This is a genomic window from Ideonella sp., from assembly GCF_041918995.1.
GTDB lineage: Bacteria > Pseudomonadota > Gammaproteobacteria > Burkholderiales > Burkholderiaceae_C > Ideonella.
This window is the reverse complement of sequence record NZ_JAYRUN010000017.1, coordinates 64,035-84,197: the sequence shown is the minus strand read 5'-3', so window position 1 is coordinate 84,197 and position 20,163 is coordinate 64,035. Positions and strand designations below refer to the sequence as shown.

General features: G+C 70.9%; 17 protein-coding genes. 12 read left to right on the top strand and 5 right to left on the bottom strand.

The window, feature by feature from the left end; genetic code table 11:
• Nucleotides 1-16: 16 nt before the first annotated feature.
• Nucleotides 17-652 carry a C40 family peptidase gene (locus tag ACE3UN_RS15525; RefSeq protein WP_374675881.1) on the bottom strand — a complete coding sequence of 212 codons (636 nt, stop codon included), beginning with the start codon at nt 650-652 and terminating at the stop codon, nt 17-19.
• A gap of 197 nt (nt 653-849) precedes the next feature.
• Here ACE3UN_RS15525 and ACE3UN_RS15520 point away from each other — a divergent pair, with 197 nt between their 5' ends.
• Nucleotides 850-2,838: a M3 family metallopeptidase gene (locus tag ACE3UN_RS15520; RefSeq protein WP_374675880.1), complete on the top strand. Its 1,989-nt coding sequence runs from the start codon at nt 850-852 to the stop codon at nt 2,836-2,838.
• A gap of 19 nt (nt 2,839-2,857) precedes the next feature.
• Here the strand turns inward: ACE3UN_RS15520 and ACE3UN_RS15515 are convergent, their stop codons facing one another.
• The 3 genes from ACE3UN_RS15515 to ACE3UN_RS15505 all read right to left on the bottom strand — a co-directional run bounded on the left by ACE3UN_RS15515 (nt 2,858) and on the right by ACE3UN_RS15505 (nt 5,676).
• The gene (locus ACE3UN_RS15515) at nt 2,858-4,567 is read right to left on the bottom strand and encodes a PhoH family protein (RefSeq protein ID WP_374675879.1); all 1,710 of its coding nucleotides are present in this window, start codon (nt 4,565-4,567) and stop codon (nt 2,858-2,860) included.
• 147 nt (nt 4,568-4,714) lie between these two features.
• A complete protein-coding gene (locus ACE3UN_RS15510; RefSeq protein WP_374675878.1) occupies nt 4,715-5,191 on the bottom strand; it encodes a peroxiredoxin in 477 nt (158 codons plus the stop codon).
• A gap of 95 nt (nt 5,192-5,286) precedes the next feature.
• Nucleotides 5,287-5,676, bottom strand: coding sequence for an Mth938-like domain-containing protein (locus ACE3UN_RS15505; RefSeq protein ID WP_374675877.1), 390 nt, complete (start codon nt 5,674-5,676; stop codon nt 5,287-5,289).
• A gap of 97 nt (nt 5,677-5,773) precedes the next feature.
• Here ACE3UN_RS15505 and ACE3UN_RS15500 point away from each other — a divergent pair, with 97 nt between their 5' ends.
• The 9 genes from ACE3UN_RS15500 to ACE3UN_RS15460 all read left to right on the top strand — a co-directional run bounded on the left by ACE3UN_RS15500 (nt 5,774) and on the right by ACE3UN_RS15460 (nt 14,133).
• Nucleotides 5,774-7,006, top strand: coding sequence for a pyridoxal phosphate-dependent aminotransferase (locus ACE3UN_RS15500; RefSeq protein ID WP_374675876.1), 1,233 nt, complete (start codon nt 5,774-5,776; stop codon nt 7,004-7,006).
• 40 nt (nt 7,007-7,046) lie between these two features.
• Nucleotides 7,047-8,357, top strand: coding sequence for a homoserine dehydrogenase (locus ACE3UN_RS15495; protein ID WP_374675875.1), 1,311 nt, complete (start codon nt 7,047-7,049; stop codon nt 8,355-8,357).
• A gap of 17 nt (nt 8,358-8,374) precedes the next feature.
• Nucleotides 8,375-9,793: a threonine synthase gene (gene thrC / locus ACE3UN_RS15490; protein ID WP_374675898.1), complete on the top strand. Its 1,419-nt coding sequence runs from the start codon at nt 8,375-8,377 to the stop codon at nt 9,791-9,793.
• 37 nt (nt 9,794-9,830) lie between these two features.
• Entirely contained in the window at nt 9,831-11,087 is a 1,257-nt protein-coding gene (glp, locus tag ACE3UN_RS15485) for a gephyrin-like molybdotransferase Glp (protein WP_374675897.1), read from the top strand.
• A gap of 47 nt (nt 11,088-11,134) precedes the next feature.
• Entirely contained in the window at nt 11,135-11,389 is a 255-nt protein-coding gene (locus ACE3UN_RS15480; protein WP_374675874.1) for a MoaD/ThiS family protein, read from the top strand.
• Between the two features lie 3 nt (nt 11,390-11,392).
• Nucleotides 11,393-11,884 carry a molybdenum cofactor biosynthesis protein MoaE gene (locus tag ACE3UN_RS15475; RefSeq protein WP_374675873.1) on the top strand — a complete coding sequence of 164 codons (492 nt, stop codon included), beginning with the start codon at nt 11,393-11,395 and terminating at the stop codon, nt 11,882-11,884.
• Between the two features lie 6 nt (nt 11,885-11,890).
• On the top strand, nt 11,891-12,274 hold the full coding sequence (locus ACE3UN_RS15470; RefSeq protein WP_374675872.1) for a CrcB family protein: 384 nt from the start codon (nt 11,891-11,893) through the stop codon (nt 12,272-12,274).
• Nucleotides 12,275-12,346: 72 nt separating this feature from the next.
• Nucleotides 12,347-12,832: a flavin reductase family protein gene (locus ACE3UN_RS15465; RefSeq protein ID WP_374675871.1), complete on the top strand. Its 486-nt coding sequence runs from the start codon at nt 12,347-12,349 to the stop codon at nt 12,830-12,832.
• Nucleotides 12,833-12,870: 38 nt separating this feature from the next.
• Nucleotides 12,871-14,133, top strand: a complete 1,263-nt coding sequence (locus ACE3UN_RS15460) for an acyl-CoA dehydrogenase family protein (protein ID WP_374675870.1) — start codon at nt 12,871-12,873, stop codon at nt 14,131-14,133.
• 35 nt (nt 14,134-14,168) lie between these two features.
• Here ACE3UN_RS15460 and ACE3UN_RS15455 read toward each other — a convergent pair whose 3' ends face one another.
• Nucleotides 14,169-15,602: a sulfotransferase gene (locus tag ACE3UN_RS15455; RefSeq protein WP_374675869.1), complete on the bottom strand. Its 1,434-nt coding sequence runs from the start codon at nt 15,600-15,602 to the stop codon at nt 14,169-14,171.
• Nucleotides 15,603-15,783: 181 nt separating this feature from the next.
• On the opposite strand from ACE3UN_RS15455, the gene clpB reads away from it, so the two are divergent.
• Both clpB and nadB read left to right on the top strand, forming a co-directional pair.
• Nucleotides 15,784-18,375: an ATP-dependent chaperone ClpB gene (gene clpB, locus ACE3UN_RS15450; RefSeq protein WP_374675868.1), complete on the top strand. Its 2,592-nt coding sequence runs from the start codon at nt 15,784-15,786 to the stop codon at nt 18,373-18,375.
• An 86-nt stretch (nt 18,376-18,461) separates the two neighbouring features.
• Entirely contained in the window at nt 18,462-20,153 is a 1,692-nt protein-coding gene (nadB, locus tag ACE3UN_RS15445; protein WP_374675867.1) for an L-aspartate oxidase, read from the top strand.
• The last annotated feature ends 10 nt before the right edge of the window (nt 20,154-20,163 follow it).

The following is a 20,163-nucleotide window of genomic DNA, read 5'->3' as shown; positions in this document are numbered from 1 at the left end:
GCAGGGGGCGGCGGCGCTACTGCACCGAGCGGTTGCCCGCTTCGGCCGACACCGTGCCGCCGACTTCCGGCGCGCGCCGCGCACCGTTGAAGCGCTTGGCCCAGTACTCCATGCGCATGTCCTCGATGCGCACCTCGCCGCCGGCCCGGGGCGAATGGATGAACTTGCCGTCGCCGATGTAGATGCCCACGTGGGAGAACGTGCGGCGCAGGGTGTTGAAGAACACCAGGTCGCCCGGCTTGAGATCGTCCTTGGAGATGCTGAACAGGCCCGGCGCCTTCGCCTGCTCGTCGGCTCGGCGCGGCAGCACCAGGCCCACGCTGTTCTCGAAGACGTAGCGGGTGAAGCCGGAGCAGTCGAAGCCGTTCTCGGCGCTGGTGCCGCCACGCCGGTAGCGCACGCCGATGAAGTTCATGGCCGACAGCACCAGGTCGGACGCCTTTTCACGCACCTGGTGGATCAGGCCCGTCGGGGCGCCGCTGGCCGGGGGCACTGCCGTGCCCGGCTGGATGAGGCCCCGGTCCTGCAGCAACTGCATCACCGGGTCGTGTGCAGCGCCGGCCGGTGCGCCGGGCGCGGCCTGCGCTGCGGACAGCGTCAGGGCGAGGAGGGCGGCCACCAGGGCGGGCTTCAGGGGACGAAGAATCGGCACGGGGCGCAGCATACGTGCGTGGGATTCCCGGTGTCAACGGGAAAAGTCAGTGTTTTCAAGTACTTGCGGGAGGATTGGGCCAGCACGGCCCTCGCGGCACCGATCCAATGATCAGGAATGAACGTCCGCGGGCCGGCGCAGCCGCCACAATGCGCGCCGGCCGGTGCTTCCATGCCGGCGCCATCCATCGAGGCGACATGCAAATTTCGTGGTTTCGTGCGTCGTTGGCCGTGTCGGCCATCGTTCTGGCCCCCCTGGTCAGGGCCGCTGACGGCCCCGCCTGGCCGGGGCCGGCCTTTCCCGACCTGCGCACCGCCGGCCAGGTGAAGCTGGCCTGCGACTCCGGGATGCGGCAGGCCGCTGCGGCCCTGCGCCGGCTGGAGGCCGTGGCCCCGTCGGCGGGCTGGATCGCCCAGTACGACGCCTTCTACGCCGTCACCGAGGACGCGCACGGCCCCGTCGAATTCATCCGCCATGTGCACCCGGACCCCAAGGTGCGTGATGCCGCCGAGGCGTGCGAACTGCGCTGGCAGGATTTCCTGACCCGCGTGGGCCAGAACGAGCGCCTGTACCGGGCAGCCCGGGCCGCCGAGCCGGCCGACGACATCGACCGCGAGGCGCTGCGCCAGACCATCGAGGCCTTCGAGGACTCGGGGGTGGGGCTGCCGCCGGCGCGCCGCGCCCGCGCCCGCGAACTCGCCAACCGCATCAGCGCGCTGGGCCAGCAGTTCGACAAGACGATCCGCGACAGCGCCACGCGCGTGGCGTTCACGCCCGCCGAGCTCGTGGGCGTGCCGGCCTCGCTGTGGCAGGGGGCGCGGCGCGATGCGCAGGGCCGCGTGCTGCTCGGCCTGGACTACCCGAGCTACTACCCCGTGGTGGAGCACGCCCAGAGCCCGGCCGCGCGCGAGCGCATGTGGCGGGCGAAGATGACCGAGGGGGGCGCGGCCAACATCAAGCTGCTCGGCGAGATCACCCGGCTGCGGCGCGACTACGCGCGCCTGTTCGGCTTCGACAGCTACGCGGATTTCATGCTGCGTCGGCGCATGGCGCGCGACACGGCCTCGGCGCAGCGTTTCCTGGACGACGTGCAGCAGGCCGTGCGTGCGGGCGAGCAGCGCGACCTCGCTGCGCTGCGCGAGGCCAAGGCCAGGCACCTGGACCAGCCGCTCGAGAAGACGACGCTCGAACGGTGGGACGTGCTGTTCTACACCGAGCGCCTGCGCAAGGAGCGCTTCACCGTGGACGAGGAGTCGTTCCGGCCGTACTTCCCGCCGCAGGAGAGCCTGCAGTTCGTGATGCGCATCGCCGAGACGATGTTCGGTGTGCGCTATACGCCCGTGCCGGCCCGCCTGTGGCACCCCGAGGCCCAGGCCTATGCCGTGAGTGACGCCGCCACCGGCAAGCCGCTGGCGGGCCTGATGGTCGACCTGTACCCGCGCGACGGCAAGTACGGCCATGCGGCAGTGTGGTCCTATCGCAGCGGCTCCACGCTGACCGGCCGGCTGCCGCAGGCGGCGCTGGTGGTCAACTTCGACCGCAAGGGCCTGACGATCGACGAGCTGGACACGCTGCTGCACGAGTTCGGCCACGCGCTGCATGCGAACCTGTCGGCCACGCGCTACGCACTGAACGCCGGGACCAGCACGCAGCAGGATTTCGTGGAGGCGCCGTCGCAGATGCTGGAGGACTGGGTCTTCGACCGGCCGGTGCTGAAGCTGTTCGCCGAGGTGTGCCCGCGCTGCGAGCCGGTGCCCGACGAACTGGTGGAGAAGGCCCGGGCGGCGCGTGAGTTCACCAAGGGCAGCCTCACCGCGCGCCAGCACCTCTACGCGGCCTATGACCTGGCCCTGCACGGCCCGGACGCCCCCGAACCCATGGCGCTGTGGCAGCGCATGGAGGGCGCCACGCCGCTGGGCCATGTGCGCGGCACGATGTTCCCGGCGGCCTTCAGCCACGTGGCCGGCGGCTACGGCGCCGGCTATTACGGCTACCTGTGGAGCCTGGTGGTGGCGATGGACCTGCGCACGGCCTTTGCAGGCAAGCGGCTGGACGCCACGGTGGGGCGGCGCTACCGCGACATCGTGCTGGGTGAGGGGGGCCAGCGCCCGCCTCAGCAGCTGGTGCACGACTTCCTCGGCCGCGACACCAGCCCCAAGGCGTTCTACGACTACCTGGCGCGCTGAGCGCGCCGCGCCTCGGGCGTCAGAGCACGTCCGAGGCGTAGTCGGCCAGGCGCGAACGCTCGCCGCGCGCGAGCGTGACGTGGCCGGAGTGCGGCCAGCCCTTGAACCGGTCGACCGCGTAGGTCAGCCCCGAACTGCCCTCGGTGAGGTAGGGCGTGTCGATCTGCGCCAGGTTGCCCAGGCAGACGATCTTGGTGCCGGGCCCCGCGCGGGTGACCAGCGTCTTCATCTGCTTGGGCGTCAGGTTCTGCGCCTCGTCGATCAGCACGAACTTGTTGAGGAACGTGCGCCCGCGCATGAAGTTCAGGCTCTTGATCTTGATCTTCGAGCGCACCAGGTCGTTGGTGGCGGCGCGGCCCCATTCACCCGCGGAGCTGTCGCTCTTGGCCAGCACCTCCAGGTTGTCGTCCAGCGCGCCCATCCACGGGCCCATCTTCTCTTCCTCGTTGCCCGGCAGGAAGCCGATGTCCTCGCCGACCGGCACGGTGACGCGGGTGACGATGATCTCCGAGTAGCGACGGTCCTCCAGCACCTGGGACAGGCCGGCCGCCAGGGTCATCAGCGTCTTGCCGGTGCCGGCCGTGCCGGTGAGCGTGATGAAGTCGCACTCCGGGTCCATCAGCAGGTTGAGGGCGAAGTTCTGCTCTCGGTTGCGTGCGGTGACCCCCCACACGGCGTTCTTGCCGTGGGTGTAGTCGCGCAGGGTCTTGAGCACCGCCGACTTGCCGGTGATCTCGGTGACGCGCGCGTACAGCGGCGCCTCGCCGGGCGTCTCGAGGTAGACGAACTGGTTGATCATCAGCGCCGGCACGAGCGGGCCGCTGATGCGGTAGAAGGTGTGGCCGCCCTGGTTCCAGCTCTCCATGGTCTTGCCATGGCGTTCCCAGAAGTCCGCCGGCAGGGGCAGCACGCCGGTGTAGAGCAGGTCGCCGTCGTCCAGCGTCTTGTCGTTGAAGTAGTCCTCGGCGCACAGGCCCAACGCGCGCGCCTTGACGCGCATGTTGATGTCCTTGGAGACGAGCACCACCTCGCGTCCGGCCTGCTGCTCGATCAGCGACTGCACCACCCCCAGGATCTGGTTGTCGGCCTTGCCCTGCGGCAGCCCGGCGGGCAGCTTGGCGTCCAGCAGCGTGGTCTGGAAGTACAGCTTGCCGGCTGCCTCCCGGTGGCCGGTCTTGGCCAGCGGGATGCCCTCGTGCGGCGCGAGCCCGCTGGTGTCGGAGGCCAGCGCATCAAGCTCGCGGCTGACCTGGCGCACGTTGCGCGCCACTTCGCTCATGCCCTTCTTGTGCCCGTCCAACTCCTCGAGCGTGATCATGGGCAGGTAGATGTCGTGCTCGTCGAAGCGGAACAGCGACATCGGGTCGTGCATCAGCACGTTGGTGTCCAGCACGAAGAGCTTGGGCGGCCCGTCGCGGCGGGGGCGGCGCGGCTTGGGCTGCGGCTCGGGGGCACGGGCCACCGACGGGGGCGGCGCCTTCGCCGCCATGGGGGCCGCCGCACTGGCGGCTGCCGCGGCGCGCGGCGCCTTGGCCGTCTTGGGCGCGCGTGCCGGCGCGACGGGAGTGGGGGTGTCCTGGCGCAGGGCCAGCGGCGGGGCGCCGTTGTCCTCGGGCGGCGAGGCGGCCGGGCCGGGCCGCGTGCGCCCGGAGCGGGGCGCGGCCTGGGTCTCGTAGGCGGAGGCGGGAAGGGTGGCGGCGCGGGTCGCTGGGGGCTTCGGCAGAGGCATGGGCGGTCAGGCTCGATGACGGAGGTGCGCGGCAGCCCGAGACAAAAAAGCCGCACAGACGGCTGTGCGGCTTGGGGGGTGGATGCAGGGCATCACGGTCACGGGCATGGGCCCATTATGCACATCGCGCAGCGCCGTCCAGGCGCGTCAGGCGGCCTTCTTCAGGTCCTTCACCGCTTGCAGCACCTCGTCCACATGCCCGGCAACTTTGATGCCGCGCCACTCGGCGCGCAGCACGCCCGTGCCGTCGATGAGGAAGGTGGACCGCTCGATGCCCTTGACCTTCTTGCCGTACATGATCTTGTTCTTGACCACGCCGAACATGTGGCAGAGCTTCTCCTCGGTGTCGGCGATCAGGTCGAACGGCAGTTCGAGGTTCTGCTTGAACTTGTCGTGCGAAGCCATGTTGTCGCGGGACACGCCGAACACCACGGCGCCGGCCTTCACGAACTCGCCGTGCTGGTCGCGGAACTGCATCGCTTCCGTGGTACAGCCAGGGGTGTTGTCCTTCGGGTAGAAATACAGCACGATGGCGCGGCCCTTGAAGGCCTGCGGCGTGAACTTCACCCCTCCCGTGGCTTGCGCTTCAATCTCCGGCAGGGTCTTGTTGAGGGCTGGCGTCATGTGGAGATAGGTGTCGTTATGCGGGCGCCCCGTCGAGGCTCAGCCCGCAATTATAGGTTCATGCGGGTGGGGCACCCGAGCCGGCCGGGCGCCCGTCAGCCCGCGGAGGGTGCCGGTGCGACGATGAACGCGCCCACCACCTTGCGGCCCTCGTTGACCAGCACGTTGTAGGTGCGGCAGGCCGCCGCGGTGTCCATGGTCTCCACGCCGATGCGCTGCGCGATGAGACCCCGGTAGAGCGCGGGGGAGACGAAGCGGTGCGCGGGGCCGCTGCCGAAGATCACCACCTCGGGTTGCCACTGCGCCGCCAGGTCGAAACACGCCGCGTCCAGGTCCTCCGGGCGCTGCGCGGGCCATGGCTGCACCGCGCCGCGCCAGGGTACGAGGACACTGTGGGAGAACGGCTGTGCATGCACCCAGATGCGGCCGGTGTCGAGCCGCGAGACGGCGTTCACGCCGTCCAGCTGATCGGGTTGGAATTTCACGGGGCCTCCTGTGTTTAAATTCTACGTTTTGCAGCGCAACATCAGCGCTGTCGTGGTCGATCGGGCACGCGCCCCCGGCCCGCGCCAGGAGGTCCCCGTGAAGCCGATCGCCAAGTCCAGCAAGCTCGCCAACGTCGGCTACGACATCCGCGGGCCGGTGCTGGACAAGGCCCGGCAGATGGAGGAAGAGGGCCACAAGATCATCAAGCTGAACATCGGCAACGTCGCCGCGTTCGGCCTGCTGCCGCCCGACGAGATCATCCAGGACATGATCCGCAACCTGCCCAGCCAGGTGGCGGCGGGCTACACCGATTCCAAGGGGCTGTTCGCCCCCCGCAAGGCGGTGGTGCACTACTGCCAGCAGAAGCACATCGCCGGCGTCACGGTGGACGACGTGTACCTGGGCAACGGTGCGTCCGAGCTCATCGCCATGAGCATGAACGCGCTGCTGGACGCGGGCGACGAGGTGCTCATTCCCTCGCCCGACTACCCGCTCTACACCGCGGTCGTGGCCCTGTCCAGCGGCACGCCGGTGCACTACCGCTGCGACGAGGGCTCGGGCTGGATGCCCGACATCGACGACATGAAGGCCAAGGTGACGCCCTGCACCAAGGCCATCGTGATCATCAACCCGAACAACCCCACCGGGGCGCTGTACCCGGTGGAGGTGCTGCAGCAGATCGTCGAGGTGGCGCGCCAGCACCAGCTCGTCGTGTTCGCCGACGAGATCTACGACAAGACGCTGTTCGACGGCGCGCAGCACACGAGCATCGCCTCACTGGCCGACGACGTGCTGTTCCTGACCTTCAACGGCCTGTCCAAGAACTACCGGTCCTGCGGCTACCGGGCCGGCTGGATGGTGGTGTCGGGCAACAAGAAGCGTGCGAAGGACTACATCGAGGGCCTGAACATGCTGGCCTCGATGCGGCTGTGCGCCAATACGCCCGGCCAGCTGGCCATCCAGACCGCGCTCGGCGGCTACCAGAGCATCGACGACCTGGTGGCCCCGGGCGGGCGCCTGGCGCGCCAGCGTGACCTGGCGCACTCGCTGCTCACCCAGATTCCCGGCGTCTCGGTCGTCAAGCCGACCGCGGCGCTGTACATGTTCCCCCGCCTGGACCCGAAGGTCTACCCGATCGAGGACGACCAGCAGTTCGCCTACGAACTGCTGGCCGAGGAAAAGGTGCTGATCGTGCAGGGAACCGGCTTCAACTGGCCGACGCCCGATCACTTCCGGCTGGTGTTCCTGCCCAACACCGACGACCTCACCGAGGCCATCGGGCGCATCGCCCGCTTCCTCGACCAGTACCGCAAGCGCCACACGGCGTGAACGCGGGCCTCCTTCCTTTTCGCGCTCCACGGATTTCCGCATGAAACCCATCCAGGTCGGCCTGCTCGGCATCGGCACTGTCGGCTCCGGCACCTACAAGGTGCTGCAGCGCAACCAGCATGAGATCCAGCGCCGCGCCGGCCGCGGCATCGAGATCGCCATGGTGGCCGATCTCGACGTGGCCCGCGCCCGCAGCATCGTGGGCGACGGCGTCGAGGTGGTGGCCGACGCCCGCGCCATCATCGCCAACCCGGCCATCGACATCGTGGTCGAGCTCATCGGCGGCTACGGGGTGGCCAAGGCGCTGGTGCTGGAGGCGATCGCCGCCGGCAAGCACGTGGTCACGGCCAACAAGGCCCTGCTGGCGGTGCATGGCAACGAGATCTTCGCCGCCGCCCGCGAGAAGGGCGTGATGGTGGCCTTCGAGGCCGCGGTCGCCGGGGGCATCCCCATCATCAAGGCGCTGCGCGAGGGCCTGACGGCCAACCGCATCGAGTGGATCGCCGGGATCATCAACGGCACCACGAACTTCATCCTCAGCGAGATGCGCGACAAGGGGCTGGACTTCGCCACCGTGCTGAAGGAAGCCCAGCGCCTGGGCTATGCCGAGGCCGACCCCACCTTCGACATCGAAGGCGTGGACGCCGCCCACAAGGCCACCATCATGAGCGCGATCGCGTTCGGCGTGCCGGTGCAGTTCGACAAGGCGCACGTGGAGGGCATCACCCAGCTGGCGGCCACCGACATCCGCTATGCCGAACAGCTGGGCTACCGCATCAAGCTGCTGGGCATCACCCGCCGGCGCGAGCAGGGCATCGAGCTGCGGGTGCATCCCACGCTGGTGCCGGCCAAGCGCCTGATCGCCAACGTCGAAGGCGCCATGAACGCCGTGGTGGTGCAGGGCGACGCCGTGGGCACCACGCTGTACTACGGCAAGGGCGCCGGTTCCGAGCCCACGGCCTCGGCCGTGGTGGCCGACCTGGTCGACATCACCCGCCTGCACACCGCCGACCCGGAGCAGCGCGTGCCGCACCTGGCCTTCCAGCCGGACGCCATGGTCGATACGCCCATCCTGCCCATCGCGCAGGTGGTCACCTCGTTCTACCTGCGCCTGCGCGTGGCCGACGAGGCGGGCGTGCTGTCCAAGATCACCACCATCCTGGCCGAGCACGCCATCTCCATCGACGCGGTGCTGCAGCGCGAGTCCAACGAGGGCGAGAAGTCGACCGACCTGATCATCCTGACGCACGACACGGTGGAAGGCCGGATGCGGGAGGCGCTGGCCCGCATGCAGGCGTTGCCGACCGTGCTCGCACCGATCGTGTCCCTGCGCAAGGAAGAGCTGGCCTGACCGCCGGCCGCATGGCGATGCGCTACATCAGCACCCGCGGCGACACGTCCGCGCCCAAGCGATTCTGCGAGATCCTGCTGGAGGGCCTGGCGCCCGATGGCGGGCTGTACCTGCCCGAGCGCTACCCGCAAGTGGATGCCGCCACGCTGGCGCGCTGGCGCGGCCTGCCGTACGCCGACCTGGCGTTCGAGATCCTCTCGCTCTACATCGACGACATTCCGGCCGACGACCTGCGCGCGCTGATGCGTCGCACGTACACCGCCGAGGTCTTCGGCAGCGCGGCCATCGTGCCGGTGCGGCCGCTGGGCGACACCGGCCTGCACATCGAGGCGCTGTCGAACGGGCCCACGCTGGCCTTCAAGGACATGGCGATGCAGCTGCTGGGCCAGCTGTTCGAGTACGAGCTCGGGCGGCGCGGCGAGCAGCTGAACATCCTGGGGGCCACCTCCGGCGACACCGGCAGTGCCGCCGAGTACGCCATGCGCGGCAAACGTGGCGTGCGGGTGTTCATGCTGAGCCCGCACGGCCGCATGAGCCCGTTCCAGCAGGCGCAGATGTACAGCCTGCCCGACGCCAACATCCACAACATCGCCATCGAAGGCGTGTTCGACGATGCGCAGGACATCGTCAAGGCGGTGTCCAACGACCTGGCCTTCAAGCGCGCCCACCGCATCGGCACGGTGAACTCGATCAACTGGGCGCGCCTGCTGGCCCAGGTGGTGTACTACTTCGCCGGCTACTTCCAGGTCACTCGGTCCAACGACGAGCCGGCCAGCTTCACCGTGCCCTCGGGCAACTTCGGCAACGTGTGCGCGGGCCACGTGGCGCGCATGATGGGCCTGCCCATCCGGCACCTGGTGGTGGCGACGAACGAGAACGACGTGCTCGACGAGTTCTTCCGCACCGGCACCTACCGCGTGCGACAGGGTGCCGAGACCCACGAGACGTCCAGCCCCTCGATGGACATCTCGAAGGCCTCGAACTTCGAGCGCTTCGTGTTCGACCTGCTGGGGCGCGACGGGGCGCGCACGCGGGCGCTGTTCGCCACGCAGGTGGAGCGCGAAGGGCGCTTCAGCCTGCAGCCGGACGAGTTCGCCCGCATCGCCGGATTCGGCTTCCAGTCCGGCCGCAGCACCCATGCCGACCGCCTGGCCACCATCCGGGCCACCTGGGAACGCCACGGCACGATGATCGACACCCACACCGCCGATGGCGTCAAGGTGGCGGCCGAACGCCGTGAGCCCGGCGTCCCCATGGTGGTGCTGGAGACCGCGTTGCCGGTGAAGTTCGCCGAAACGATCCGCGAGGCCCTGGGGCGTGAGCCGGAGCGCCCGTCGGCGCTGCAGGGCATCGAGGCCCTGCCACGGCGCGTGGTGGTGATGAAGCCCGACGTGCAGGCCATCAAGGCCTACATCGAGCAGCACACCACCGACTGACCTGCCGCTTGACCGCCGGGAGCCACCGCCCATGAGCCTGCCACCGCCCGACCGGCCCGCGCGGCCCGCGCTGTTGCCGCTGGACGACGCCCTGGCGCAGCTGGCGCAGGGCGCCGCCGCGCACCGCATCGCCGCCACCGAGCTGCTGCCCACCGCGCAGGCCCTGGGCCGCGTGCTGGCCGAGCCCGTGGTGTCGGCGGTGGACGTGCCGCCGGCGGACAACAGCTCCATGGACGGCTACGCCCTGCGCCATGCCGACCTGGCTGCCGGCCGGCCCCTGGCATTGGGCCAGCGCATCGCCGCGGGTGGCGTGGGCCATGCCCTGGTGCCCGGCACCGCGGCGCGCATCTTCACCGGGGCCCCCATCCCGCCCGGCGCGGACACCGTGGTGATGCAGGAGCAGTGCGAGCTGATCCCCGGCGAGCCGTCCGAGGTGCATGTGCAGGGCGAGGTGAGCCCGGGCCAGTGGATCCGCCGCCGGGGGGAGGACGTGTCGGCCGGCGCGACGGTGCTGCCGGCCGGCACCCGCCTGACGCCCCAGGCCATGGGGCTGGCGGCCTCCGTGGGGGCCGCCCGGCTCCGGGTCGTCCGCCGGCCGCGCGTGGCGCTGTTCTCCACCGGCGACGAGCTGGTGATGCCCGGTGAAGCGCTGCCGCCGGGCGCCATCTACAACTCCAACCGCTTCACGCTGCGCGGGCTGCTGGAGGCCGCCGGCTGTGAGGTGGACGACCTCGGCATCGTGCCCGACCGCCTCGACGCCACGCGCGACGCGCTGCGCCGCGCCGCCGCCGGCAACGACCTCATCCTCACCTCCGGCGGCGTGTCGGTGGGCGAGGAGGATCACCTCAAGCCGGCCGTGCAGGCCGAGGGCCGGCTGGACCTGTGGCAGCTGGCCATCAAGCCGGGCAAGCCGCTGGCCTTCGGCAGCGTGCGGCGGGCTGAGGGGGGCGACGCCCTGTTCATGGGCCTGCCGGGCAACCCCGTGTCCAGCTTCGTGACCTTCCTGATCGCCGTGGCGCCGGTGCTGCGCGTGCTCCAGGGCATGTCCGCCGGCCTGCCCCCTGCCTGGCCGATGCGGGCCGGCTTCGATTGGCCCCGGCCGGACAAGCGCCGGGAGTTCCTGCGCGTGCGCCTGGGGCCGGACGGGCGGCTCGCGCTGTTCCCCAACCAGAGCTCGGGCGTGCTCACCTCGGCCGTGTGGGCCGACGGGCTGGTGGACAACCCGCCGGGCCAGGCGATCCGGGCCGGCGACACGGTGCGGTTCCTGCCGTTGGCCGGCCTGGTCGGCACCTGAGCGGCGCCCGAGGTCCCCTTGAGGCGCACCTGACCGCCCGTATCGCCATGCTCACCATCCGACTTCGATTCTTCGCTTCCTTGCGCGAGGCCCTGGGCGCCGAGGGCCGGCTGCAGCTGCCGGTGGGCAGCCGCGTGGCCGATGCGCGTGCCGCCCTGGTCGCGCGGGGGGCGCCCTTCGACGCGGCCCTGGCGCCCGGTCGGGCGCTGCGCGCCGCCCGCAACCAGGTGCTTTGCGACGAGGCCACCGAGTTGGCTGACGGCGACGAGCTGGCGTTCTTTCCCCCGGTCACCGGAGGCTGAGCCATGGGCCACGCTCCCCGGGTGTCCATCCAGATGGCCGACTTCGACGCCGGCGCGGAGATCGCCGCCCTGCGCGCGGGCGACCTCTCCGTCGGTGCGGTCGCCTGCTTCGTGGGCACCGTGCGCGACCGCACCGCCGGCCAGGCGGCCGGCAGCATCCAGGCCATGGAGCTGGAGCACTACCCCGGCATGACCGAGCGCGCCATCGAAGAGATGATCGACGCCGCCATGGTGCGCTTCGACATCCGTGCCGCCCGGGTGATCCACCGCGTGGGGCCGCTGGCGCTGGGCGACCAGATCGTGCTGGTGGCCGTCACCTCCCTGCACCGTGGCCAGGCCTTCCAGGCCTGCGAGTTCCTGATGGATTACCTCAAGACCCAGGCGCCCTTCTGGAAGAAGGAGACGACGCCGGAGGGCGCCCGCTGGGTGAACGCGCGCGTGAGCGATGACGAAGCGCTGGCGCGCTGGGGCGATTTCGCCCCCAATGCGGGCTGAGCGCCGGTGGGCAGCGGCGGGATCCAGGCCCTGGCGGTGGCCGTGGGTGGCGCGGCGGGCGCGCTGCTGCGCTGGCGCATCGGCGCCTGGCTGAACCCGCTGTCGCAGTCGCTGCCCCCGGGCACCCTGCTCGTCAATGCACTGGGCGGCGTGCTGGTCGGTGCCAGCCTGGTGTGGTTCGACCGGCACCCCGCCGACACCCTGCGCCTGCTGGTGGTGACGGGCGGCCTGGGCGGGCTGACCACCTTCTCCACCTTCTCCGCCGAGTCCCTGGCGATGTGCCTGCGCGGCGACTGGACCGGCGCGGCCCTGCACAGCCTGGCCCACGTGGGCCTGGGCCTGGCCGGCGCGGCCGGCGGCTTCGCCGCAGCCCGGGCGCTGCTCGCCTGAAGGCGCCCGGCCGGCGCCCGCACAGCCCTGCGCCGTCACGCCGGCGCGTTTGCCCCTACCATCGCGCCTGTCATGCCGCCATTCGACACCCAGGCCTTGCGCTGCGCGCTGGGCCGATTCACCACCGGGGTCACGATCGCGACCTGCCGCGGCACCGATGGCGTGCGGGTGGGGCTCACCGCGAATTCGTTCAACGCGCTGTCGCTGGACCCGCCCCTGGTGCTGTGGTCGCTGCGGCGGGCCAGCCCGGCCGTCGCGGCCTTCCAGGCGGCGGGCCACTTCGCCATCAATGTGCTCGCCGAAGGTCAGGTGGGCCTGTCGCGCCGCTTCGCCAGCCCGGTGCCCGACCGTTTCGCCGAGGGCCTCTGGGCCGACGGCGTCGGCGGTGCGCCGGTGCTCGCGGGCTGCGCCGCGGTGTTCGAATGCACCCTGCACCAGCAGGAGACGCTGGGCGACCATGTGCTGTTCGTCGGGCGCGTGGAGCGGCTGCACGAGGCTGCCCTGCCGCCACTTGTGTTCCAGGGTGGCCACTACCACCTGCTGGGCGAAATGCTCTGACGCCTGCCCTCTGACCCCCATCGCTCGGGAGCTTGTCCATGGCTGTTGCGCCCCGACCCCTTGCCCACATCGCCGGCGATGCCGGCCGCCTCAGCGAGCGCCAGCGGGCCCTGGTCGCCCTGGCCGCCGACTTGGGCCGCTCCCGTTTCGCCGCCCGTGCCGCGCTGCATGACCGCGAGGCCAGCTTCCCGCTGGACAACCTGCGCGACCTGCGCGACAGCGGCCTGCTGGGCCTGTGCGTGCCGGCCGAGCGCGGCGGGCTGGGCGGCGGTTATGCCGAGCTGATGCTGGTGGCGGCCGAACTGGGCCGCCACTGCGGCGCCACGGCCCTGTCGTTCAACATGCATGCCTGCGCCACCCTCTGGCTGGGCCCGGTGGCGGACGCGCTGGCGTTGTCCGACCGCGAACGTGCCGACCAGCGGGCCCGCCAGGCCCTGCACCATGAGCGGGTGGTGCGCCAGGGCAAGCTCTACGCGCAGCCTTTCTCCGAGGGCGGCGCGGCGTCGGCCGGCAAGGCCCCCTGGGGCACCGTGGCGCGGCGGGTGGAAGGCGGCTACCTCGTCACCGGCCGCAAGGTCTTCGCCACCCTGGCGGGGGTGGCGGACCACTACGCCGTGCTGTGCACGCTCGACATCCCGGGCGCATCCCCGCGCGATGCGTTGTTCCTGGCGGTGCCTGCCGATGCGCCCGGTGTGAGCGTGACCGGCGCCTGGGACCCGCTGGGCATGCGCGCCACGGTGTCGCGGGACCTGGTGCTGCACGATGTCTTCGTGCGCGACAGCGCCCGCCTGCTGCCCGAGGGCCGCTACCACGAGGCCGCGCAGCGGCACCCCCATCTGTACGGCACGCTCGCTGCGCCGTACATGGGCATCGCCCAGGCGGCGTACGACTTCACGGTCCAGTACCTGCGCGGCGAACTGCCCGGCATGCCGCCGGTGACGCGGCGCATGTACCCCACCAAGCAGCTGGCTGTCGCCCAGATGTGCATCCAGCTGGAGCAGGCGCGCGCCATGTTCCTGGACAGCGCCCTGCATGCCCGGCCGGACCCCGACGCCGCCGCGCTGCAACGCCTGCAGGCCGCCCACTACACCGTGATGGAGACGGCGGCGGCCATCTGCACGCTGGCCATCCGCACCTGCGGAGGTGCCTCCATGATGCGCTCGCTGCCACTGGAGCGGCACTTCCGCGATGCGCGCTGCGGCTCGCTGATGCTGCCCTGGACGGCTGAGCTGTGCCTGGACCAGCTCGGCCGCGGCTGCCTCTATGACGAGGCGGAAGGCGACGAGGACATCGAGACCTGAGGGCGCGTGGCGACGCGGCGCGCCGCGGCCGGCTGTCAGCCCGTGCGGGCGCGCCCCATGGCCAGCGCCCGCTCCAGCGGTGCCAGGTGGCGGGCATAGTGACGCCAGCGGCCGGACGCGTGCTGGTACAGCGGCTGGCGCACCTGCCACAAGCTGGCCGTCTGGACGGGGCCCCCGAGTTGGTGGAAATCCAGCACAGCCGGGTCCCAGGCCAGGCCGCAGAAGGCCAGCAGGCGGCGTGCCTCCGTCTCCGGGTTGCGCACGAAACGGTCGTAGTCCAGGGTCAGCACGTCGTCGCCATACAGCTCCCGCCAATGCGCACACAGGCGGTCGTGCTGCGAGATCCAATGCCCCAGGTGGGCGAGGTCGGTCGCGTAGGGCATCGTGCGCCCCAGGTGCAGAAAGTACATGGACAGGCCGTTGTCCAGCGGGTGGCGCTGGGTCAGCACGATCCGGGCCCGGGGAAACATCGCCTTGATCAGGCCCACATGGAGGAAGTTGTCCGGGCGCTTGTCGGTCAGCACGTCCGCACCGGGGAAGCGCTGCCCAACAGCCGCCTGGTAGCCCCGGGCCAGGCGTGCCAGGCCGGCCGCGTCGTCGAGCACCGGCCAGGCGGCGCCGGCAGGCAGGTGGGCCGCCGCCAGAGCGGGCACCAGATCCAGCTCGCCGCCGGCAGTGACGCGCGGATGCGCCGCAAGCACCCGCTCGATCAGGGTCGACCCCGAGCGGAACAGGCCGCAGATGAAGATGGGAGAGGCCGAACCGTCTGCTGCGCCGGCAGGCGCCGCCCGGAAGGTGTCGACAAGCCGACGCACATGGGCCTCGCAGGCGGCGGCGTCGTACGGCGCGACGCCACTGGCGAGTCGGCAGTCCTGGTTGGCGGTGGTGTAGGCGGCAAACGCCTCGTCGTAGGCGCCGGCGTCGTCCAGCGCCTTGCCCAGCGCGAAGCCCAGATCGGCGCGCTCGGCGGGGTGGCGGGAGCGGTTGTCCAGTGCCTGGCGCAGCCGCCCGACAATGGGCGCGTGCGCGCTCTCGCAGCGCTGCAGGCCCGCCAGGCGCGACAAGGCCAGCGCGTGGCCGGGCGAGAGCTCGAGCGTGCGCTCGTAGGCGAGCGCGGCCTGCTCCCTGTCGCCGGTCTGCTCGTACAGATTGCCCAAATTCAGCCAGGCCGGGGTGTACCCCGGGTGGTGCCGCAGCGCCTGTTGCAGCTCGTGCCGCGCGTCGTCTGGCCGCGCCAGGTGCCGGGCAAGCAGCACACTGCGGTTGAGGTGCACTTCCTCGGGGCGGGCAATTCCGCCATCGAGCGCCCGCTGGTACGCGGCCATCGCCTCCTCGAAGCGACGGGCACGCCACAACGCTTGGCCCAGGTTGTACCAGCCGTCCAGCCAGTCGGGGTGCCGCGACAGCAACTGCCCGTACACCCCGGCCGCTTCCGCGTGGCGGCCTTCCATCTCGAGACGGCGGGTCATGGCCAGCAGAGGGTCGGCAGGGGCGGGCTGGGGCATCGTGGCACCGGGTAATTTAAGGGCAGGGGCAGGGGCAGGGAAGGCGGGAACCTCCCCGCGGATGGGCGCGTCGCCGGGCGCGCCGGACGGCGGCTTGAAACCGCGGAGTCCGCCCGCATGTGTGGCGGCATCGGAGGATACTGCCATGCGTCAGGACAAGCTCACCACCGCGTTCATGCAGGCCCTGGCCGATGCCCAGAGCCTGGCCGTTTCGCGCGACAACCCCTACATCGAGCCGGCCCACGTGCTGGCCGCCATGCTGGCCCAGCCCGACGGCCCCAAGGCGCTGCTGGACCGGGCGGGCGCCAACACGGCCGCGCTGAAGACGGCCATGGACACTGCCATCGGCGGCCTGCCCAGCGTGGAAGGCGGCGGGCCGGTGCAGCCCGGGCGCGACCTGATGCAGCTGCTGCAGGCGGCCGACAAGGAGGCCACCAAGCGCGGCGACCAGTTCGTGGCCAGCGAGATGTTCCTGCTGGCCCTGGCCGACGCCAAGAGCGACATCGGCGGGGTGGTGCGCGGGCACGGCCTCACGCGCAAGTCGCTGGAGGCGGCCATCACCGCCGTGCGCGGCAACCAGCCGGTGGACTCGGCCGATGCCGAGGGCCAGCGCGAGGCGCTCAAGAAGTACACGCTCGACCTGACCGAGCGCGCCCGCCAGGGCAAGCTTGATCCGGTGATCGGGCGTGACGACGAGATCCGCCGCGCCATCCAGGTGCTGCAGCGCCGCAGCAAGAACAACCCGGTGCTCATCGGCGAGCCGGGCGTGGGCAAGACCGCCATCGTCGAGGGCCTGGCGCAGCGCATCATCGCCGGCGAGGTGCCCGATTCGCTGAAAAACAAGCGCGTGCTGGTGCTGGACATGGCCGGCCTGCTCGCGGGTGCCAAGTACCGCGGCGAGTTCGAGGAGCGGCTCAAGGCAGTGCTCAAGGAAGTGGCGGCCGACGAGGGCCGCATCATCCTGTTCATCGACGAGCTGCACACCATGGTGGGCGCCGGCAAGGCCGAGGGCGCCATCGACGCCGGCAACATGCTCAAGCCGGCGCTGGCGCGCGGTGAACTGCACTGCATCGGCGCCACCACGCTCGACGAGTACCGCAAGTACGTCGAGAAGGACGCCGCGCTCGAGCGCCGCTTCCAGAAGGTGCTGGTGGACGAGCCCAGCGTGGAGGCCACCATCGCCATCCTGCGCGGGCTGCAGGAGAAGTACGAGGTGCACCACGGCGTGGAGATCACCGACCCGGCCATCGTCGCCGCGGCCGAGCTGAGCCACCGCTACATCACCGACCGCTTCCTGCCGGACAAGGCCATCGACCTCATCGACGAGGCGGCGGCCAAGATCAAGATCGAGATCGATTCCAAGCCAGAGGCCATGGACCGGCTGGACCGCCGGCTCATCCAGCTGAAGATCGAGCGCGAGGCCATGAAGAAGGAGCACGACGAGGGCTCCCAGCGCCGCCTCGGCCTGATCGAGGAAGAGATCACCAAGCTGCAGCGCGAGTACGCCGACCTGGAGGAGATCTGGAAGGCCGAGAAGGCGCAGGCCCAGGGCTCGGCCCAGGTGAAGGAGGAGATCGACCGCATCCGCACCCAGATCGAGGACCTCAAGCGCAAGGGCGACTTCAACCGCGTGGCCGAGCTGCAGTACGGCAAGCTGCCCGATCTGGAGAAGCGCCTGAAGGACGCGCAGGCCAAGGAGGCCGGCAAGAAGGGCGGCGAGGGCGCGCCGCAGCTGCTGCGCACGATGGTGGGCGCCGAGGAGATCGCCGAGGTGGTCTCGCGCGCCACCGGCATCCCGGTGAGCAAGCTCATGCAGGGCGAGCGCGACAAGCTGCTGCAGATGGAGCGCAAGCTGCACGAGCGCGTGGTGGGCCAGGACGAGGCGATCGTCGCCGTGGCCGATGCCATCCGGCGTTCGCGCGCCGGCCTGTCCGACCCGAACCGTCCGCTGGGCTCCTTCCTCTTCCTGGGCCCCACCGGGGTGGGCAAGACCGAGCTGTGCAAGGCGCTGGCGGGCTTCCTGTTCGACAGCGAGGAGCACATGATCCGCGTCGACATGAGCGAGTTCATGGAGAAGCACTCCGTGAGCCGGCTGATCGGCGCGCCGCCCGGCTACGTGGGCTACGAGGAGGGTGGGGCGCTGACCGAGGCGGTGCGCCGCAAGCCCTACAGCGTGATCCTGCTCGACGAGGTGGAGAAGGCGCACCCGGACGTGTTCAACGTGCTGCTGCAGGTGCTGGACGACGGCCGCCTGACCGACGGCCAGGGCCGCACCATCGACTTCAAGAACACGGTCATCGTGATGACCAGCAACCTGGGCTCCCACCTCATCATGCAGATGGCGGGGCAGCCGAGCGAGGCCATCCGCGACGCGGTGTGGGTGGAGGTCAAGCAGCACTTCCGTCCGGAGTTCCTCAACCGGATCGACGAGACGGTGGTGTTCCACGCCCTCGACCAGGCCCACATCGAGTCGATCGCCCGCATCCAGCTGAAGAACCTGGAGGCCCGGCTGGCGCGCATGGAGATGAAGCTGGACGTCTCGCCCGAGGCGCTGGCCGAGATCGCCAAGGTGGGCTTCGACCCGGTGTTCGGCGCGCGGCCGCTCAAGCGCGCCATCCAGCACCAGATCGAGAACCCGGTGGCCCGGCTCATCCTGGAGGGCAAGTTCGGCCCGAAGGACGTGATCCCGGTGCGCGTGGAGGACGGCCGCTTCGCCTTCGAGCGCGTGGTGCACTGACCCGTCGGGCCAGCGTCGGCCCGGGGCCCCGGCCTAGAATGACCGTTTCGTGACTGGAACGGCCGCGCGACTTGGCCGGGGACCCGATGCAAGAGCAGACGAGCGCCACCGTGGCGCCGGTGGTGGTGATCGGCGCCACCGCGGCGCCGGTGGTGGTGATCGGCGCCGGCCTGGCCGGCCTGACCGTGGCGCTGCACCTGGCGGCCCAGGGCCAGCCGGTGATCGTGCTGGCCAAGCGCAGCCTGGGCGAGGGCGCCACCGCGTGGGCGCAGGGCGGCATCGTGGGCGTGCTCGGGTCCGACGACAGCGTCGAATCCCATGTGCGTGACACCCAGGATGCCGGCGCCGGGCTGGTCGACGAGCACACCGCCCGGTTCATCGCCGAGCACAGCCCCGAGGCCATCGAGTGGCTGGTGGCGCAGGGCGTGCCTTTCTCGCCCGACCCGCAGGGACCTCTCGGCCTGCACCTCACGCGCGAGGGGGGCCATGCCGTGCGGCGCATCGCCCATGCGGCCGATGCCACCGGCCGTGCCATCCACGACGCGCTGCTCGCACGGGCGCACGCCCATCCGCTGGTGACGCTGAAGGCGCGCTGGATGGCGGTGGACCTGATCACCGAGCGCCATCTCAGGCGGCCCGACGCGCCGCCCGCCTGCCACGGCGTGTATGCGCTGGACATCGATGCGCAGCGCGTGGAGACGCTGCCGGCGCGCGCCGTGGTGCTGGCCACGGGCGGCGTGGGCAAGACCTACCGCTACACCACCAACCCCGACACCGCGACGGGCGACGGCATCGCCATGGCGTGGCGGGCCGGCTGCCGGGTGGCGAACATGGAGTTCATCCAGTTCCACCCCACGTGCCTGTACCACCCGCAGGAGCGCAGCTTCCTCATCACCGAAGCCCTGCGCGGCGAGGGCGCGGTGCTGCGCCTGCCGGCCAACGGCAGTGCCGGCCGGGAAGCCACGGCCGAGGAGCCCTGGGGCCCCCGCTTCATGCCGGCACACGACCCGCGCGCCGAGCTGGCCCCGCGCGACATCGTCGCCCGCGCCATCGACTTCGAGATGAAGAAGCACGGCGTGGACCATGTGTGGCTGGACGCCACGCACCTGGGCGAGGCCTTCCTCAAGGAGCACTTCCCCACCATCCATGCGCGCTGCCTGCAGCTCGGCATCGACATCGCCCGCCAGCCCATCCCCGTGGTGCCGGCGGCGCACTACACCTGTGGCGGCGTCGTCACCGACCTGGCTGGCCGGGCCGACCTGCCCGGCCTGTACGCCGTGGGCGAGGCCACCTACACGGGGCTGCACGGGGCCAACCGGCTGGCGAGCAACTCGCTGCTGGAATGCGTGGTGATCGGCCGCACCTGCGCGGCGTCGATCCTGGACACCCCCTCGCCCGAACGCCCGGGGCTGCCCCCCTGGGACGAGAGCCTGGTGGAGAGCGCCGACGAGCAGGTGGTCATCTCCCACAACTGGGACGAACTCCGCCTGCTGATGTGGAACTACGTCGGCATCGTCCGCACGACCCGGCGCCTGGAGCGCGCGCTGCACCGCATCGAGCTGCTGCGCGGCGAGATCGACGAGTACTACGCCAACTTCCGTGTCACGCGCGACCTGCTGGAGCTGCGCAACCTGGTGGAGTGCGCGGAACTGATCGTGAGATCGGCCCTCGTGCGGCACGAGAGCCGCGGGCTGCACTTCAGCCGCGACTTCCCGCAGACGCTTCCCGTGAGCTTTCCCACGGTATTGACGCGCCCGGCCCGCAGCGGCACCCGCTGAGGCCTCGGCC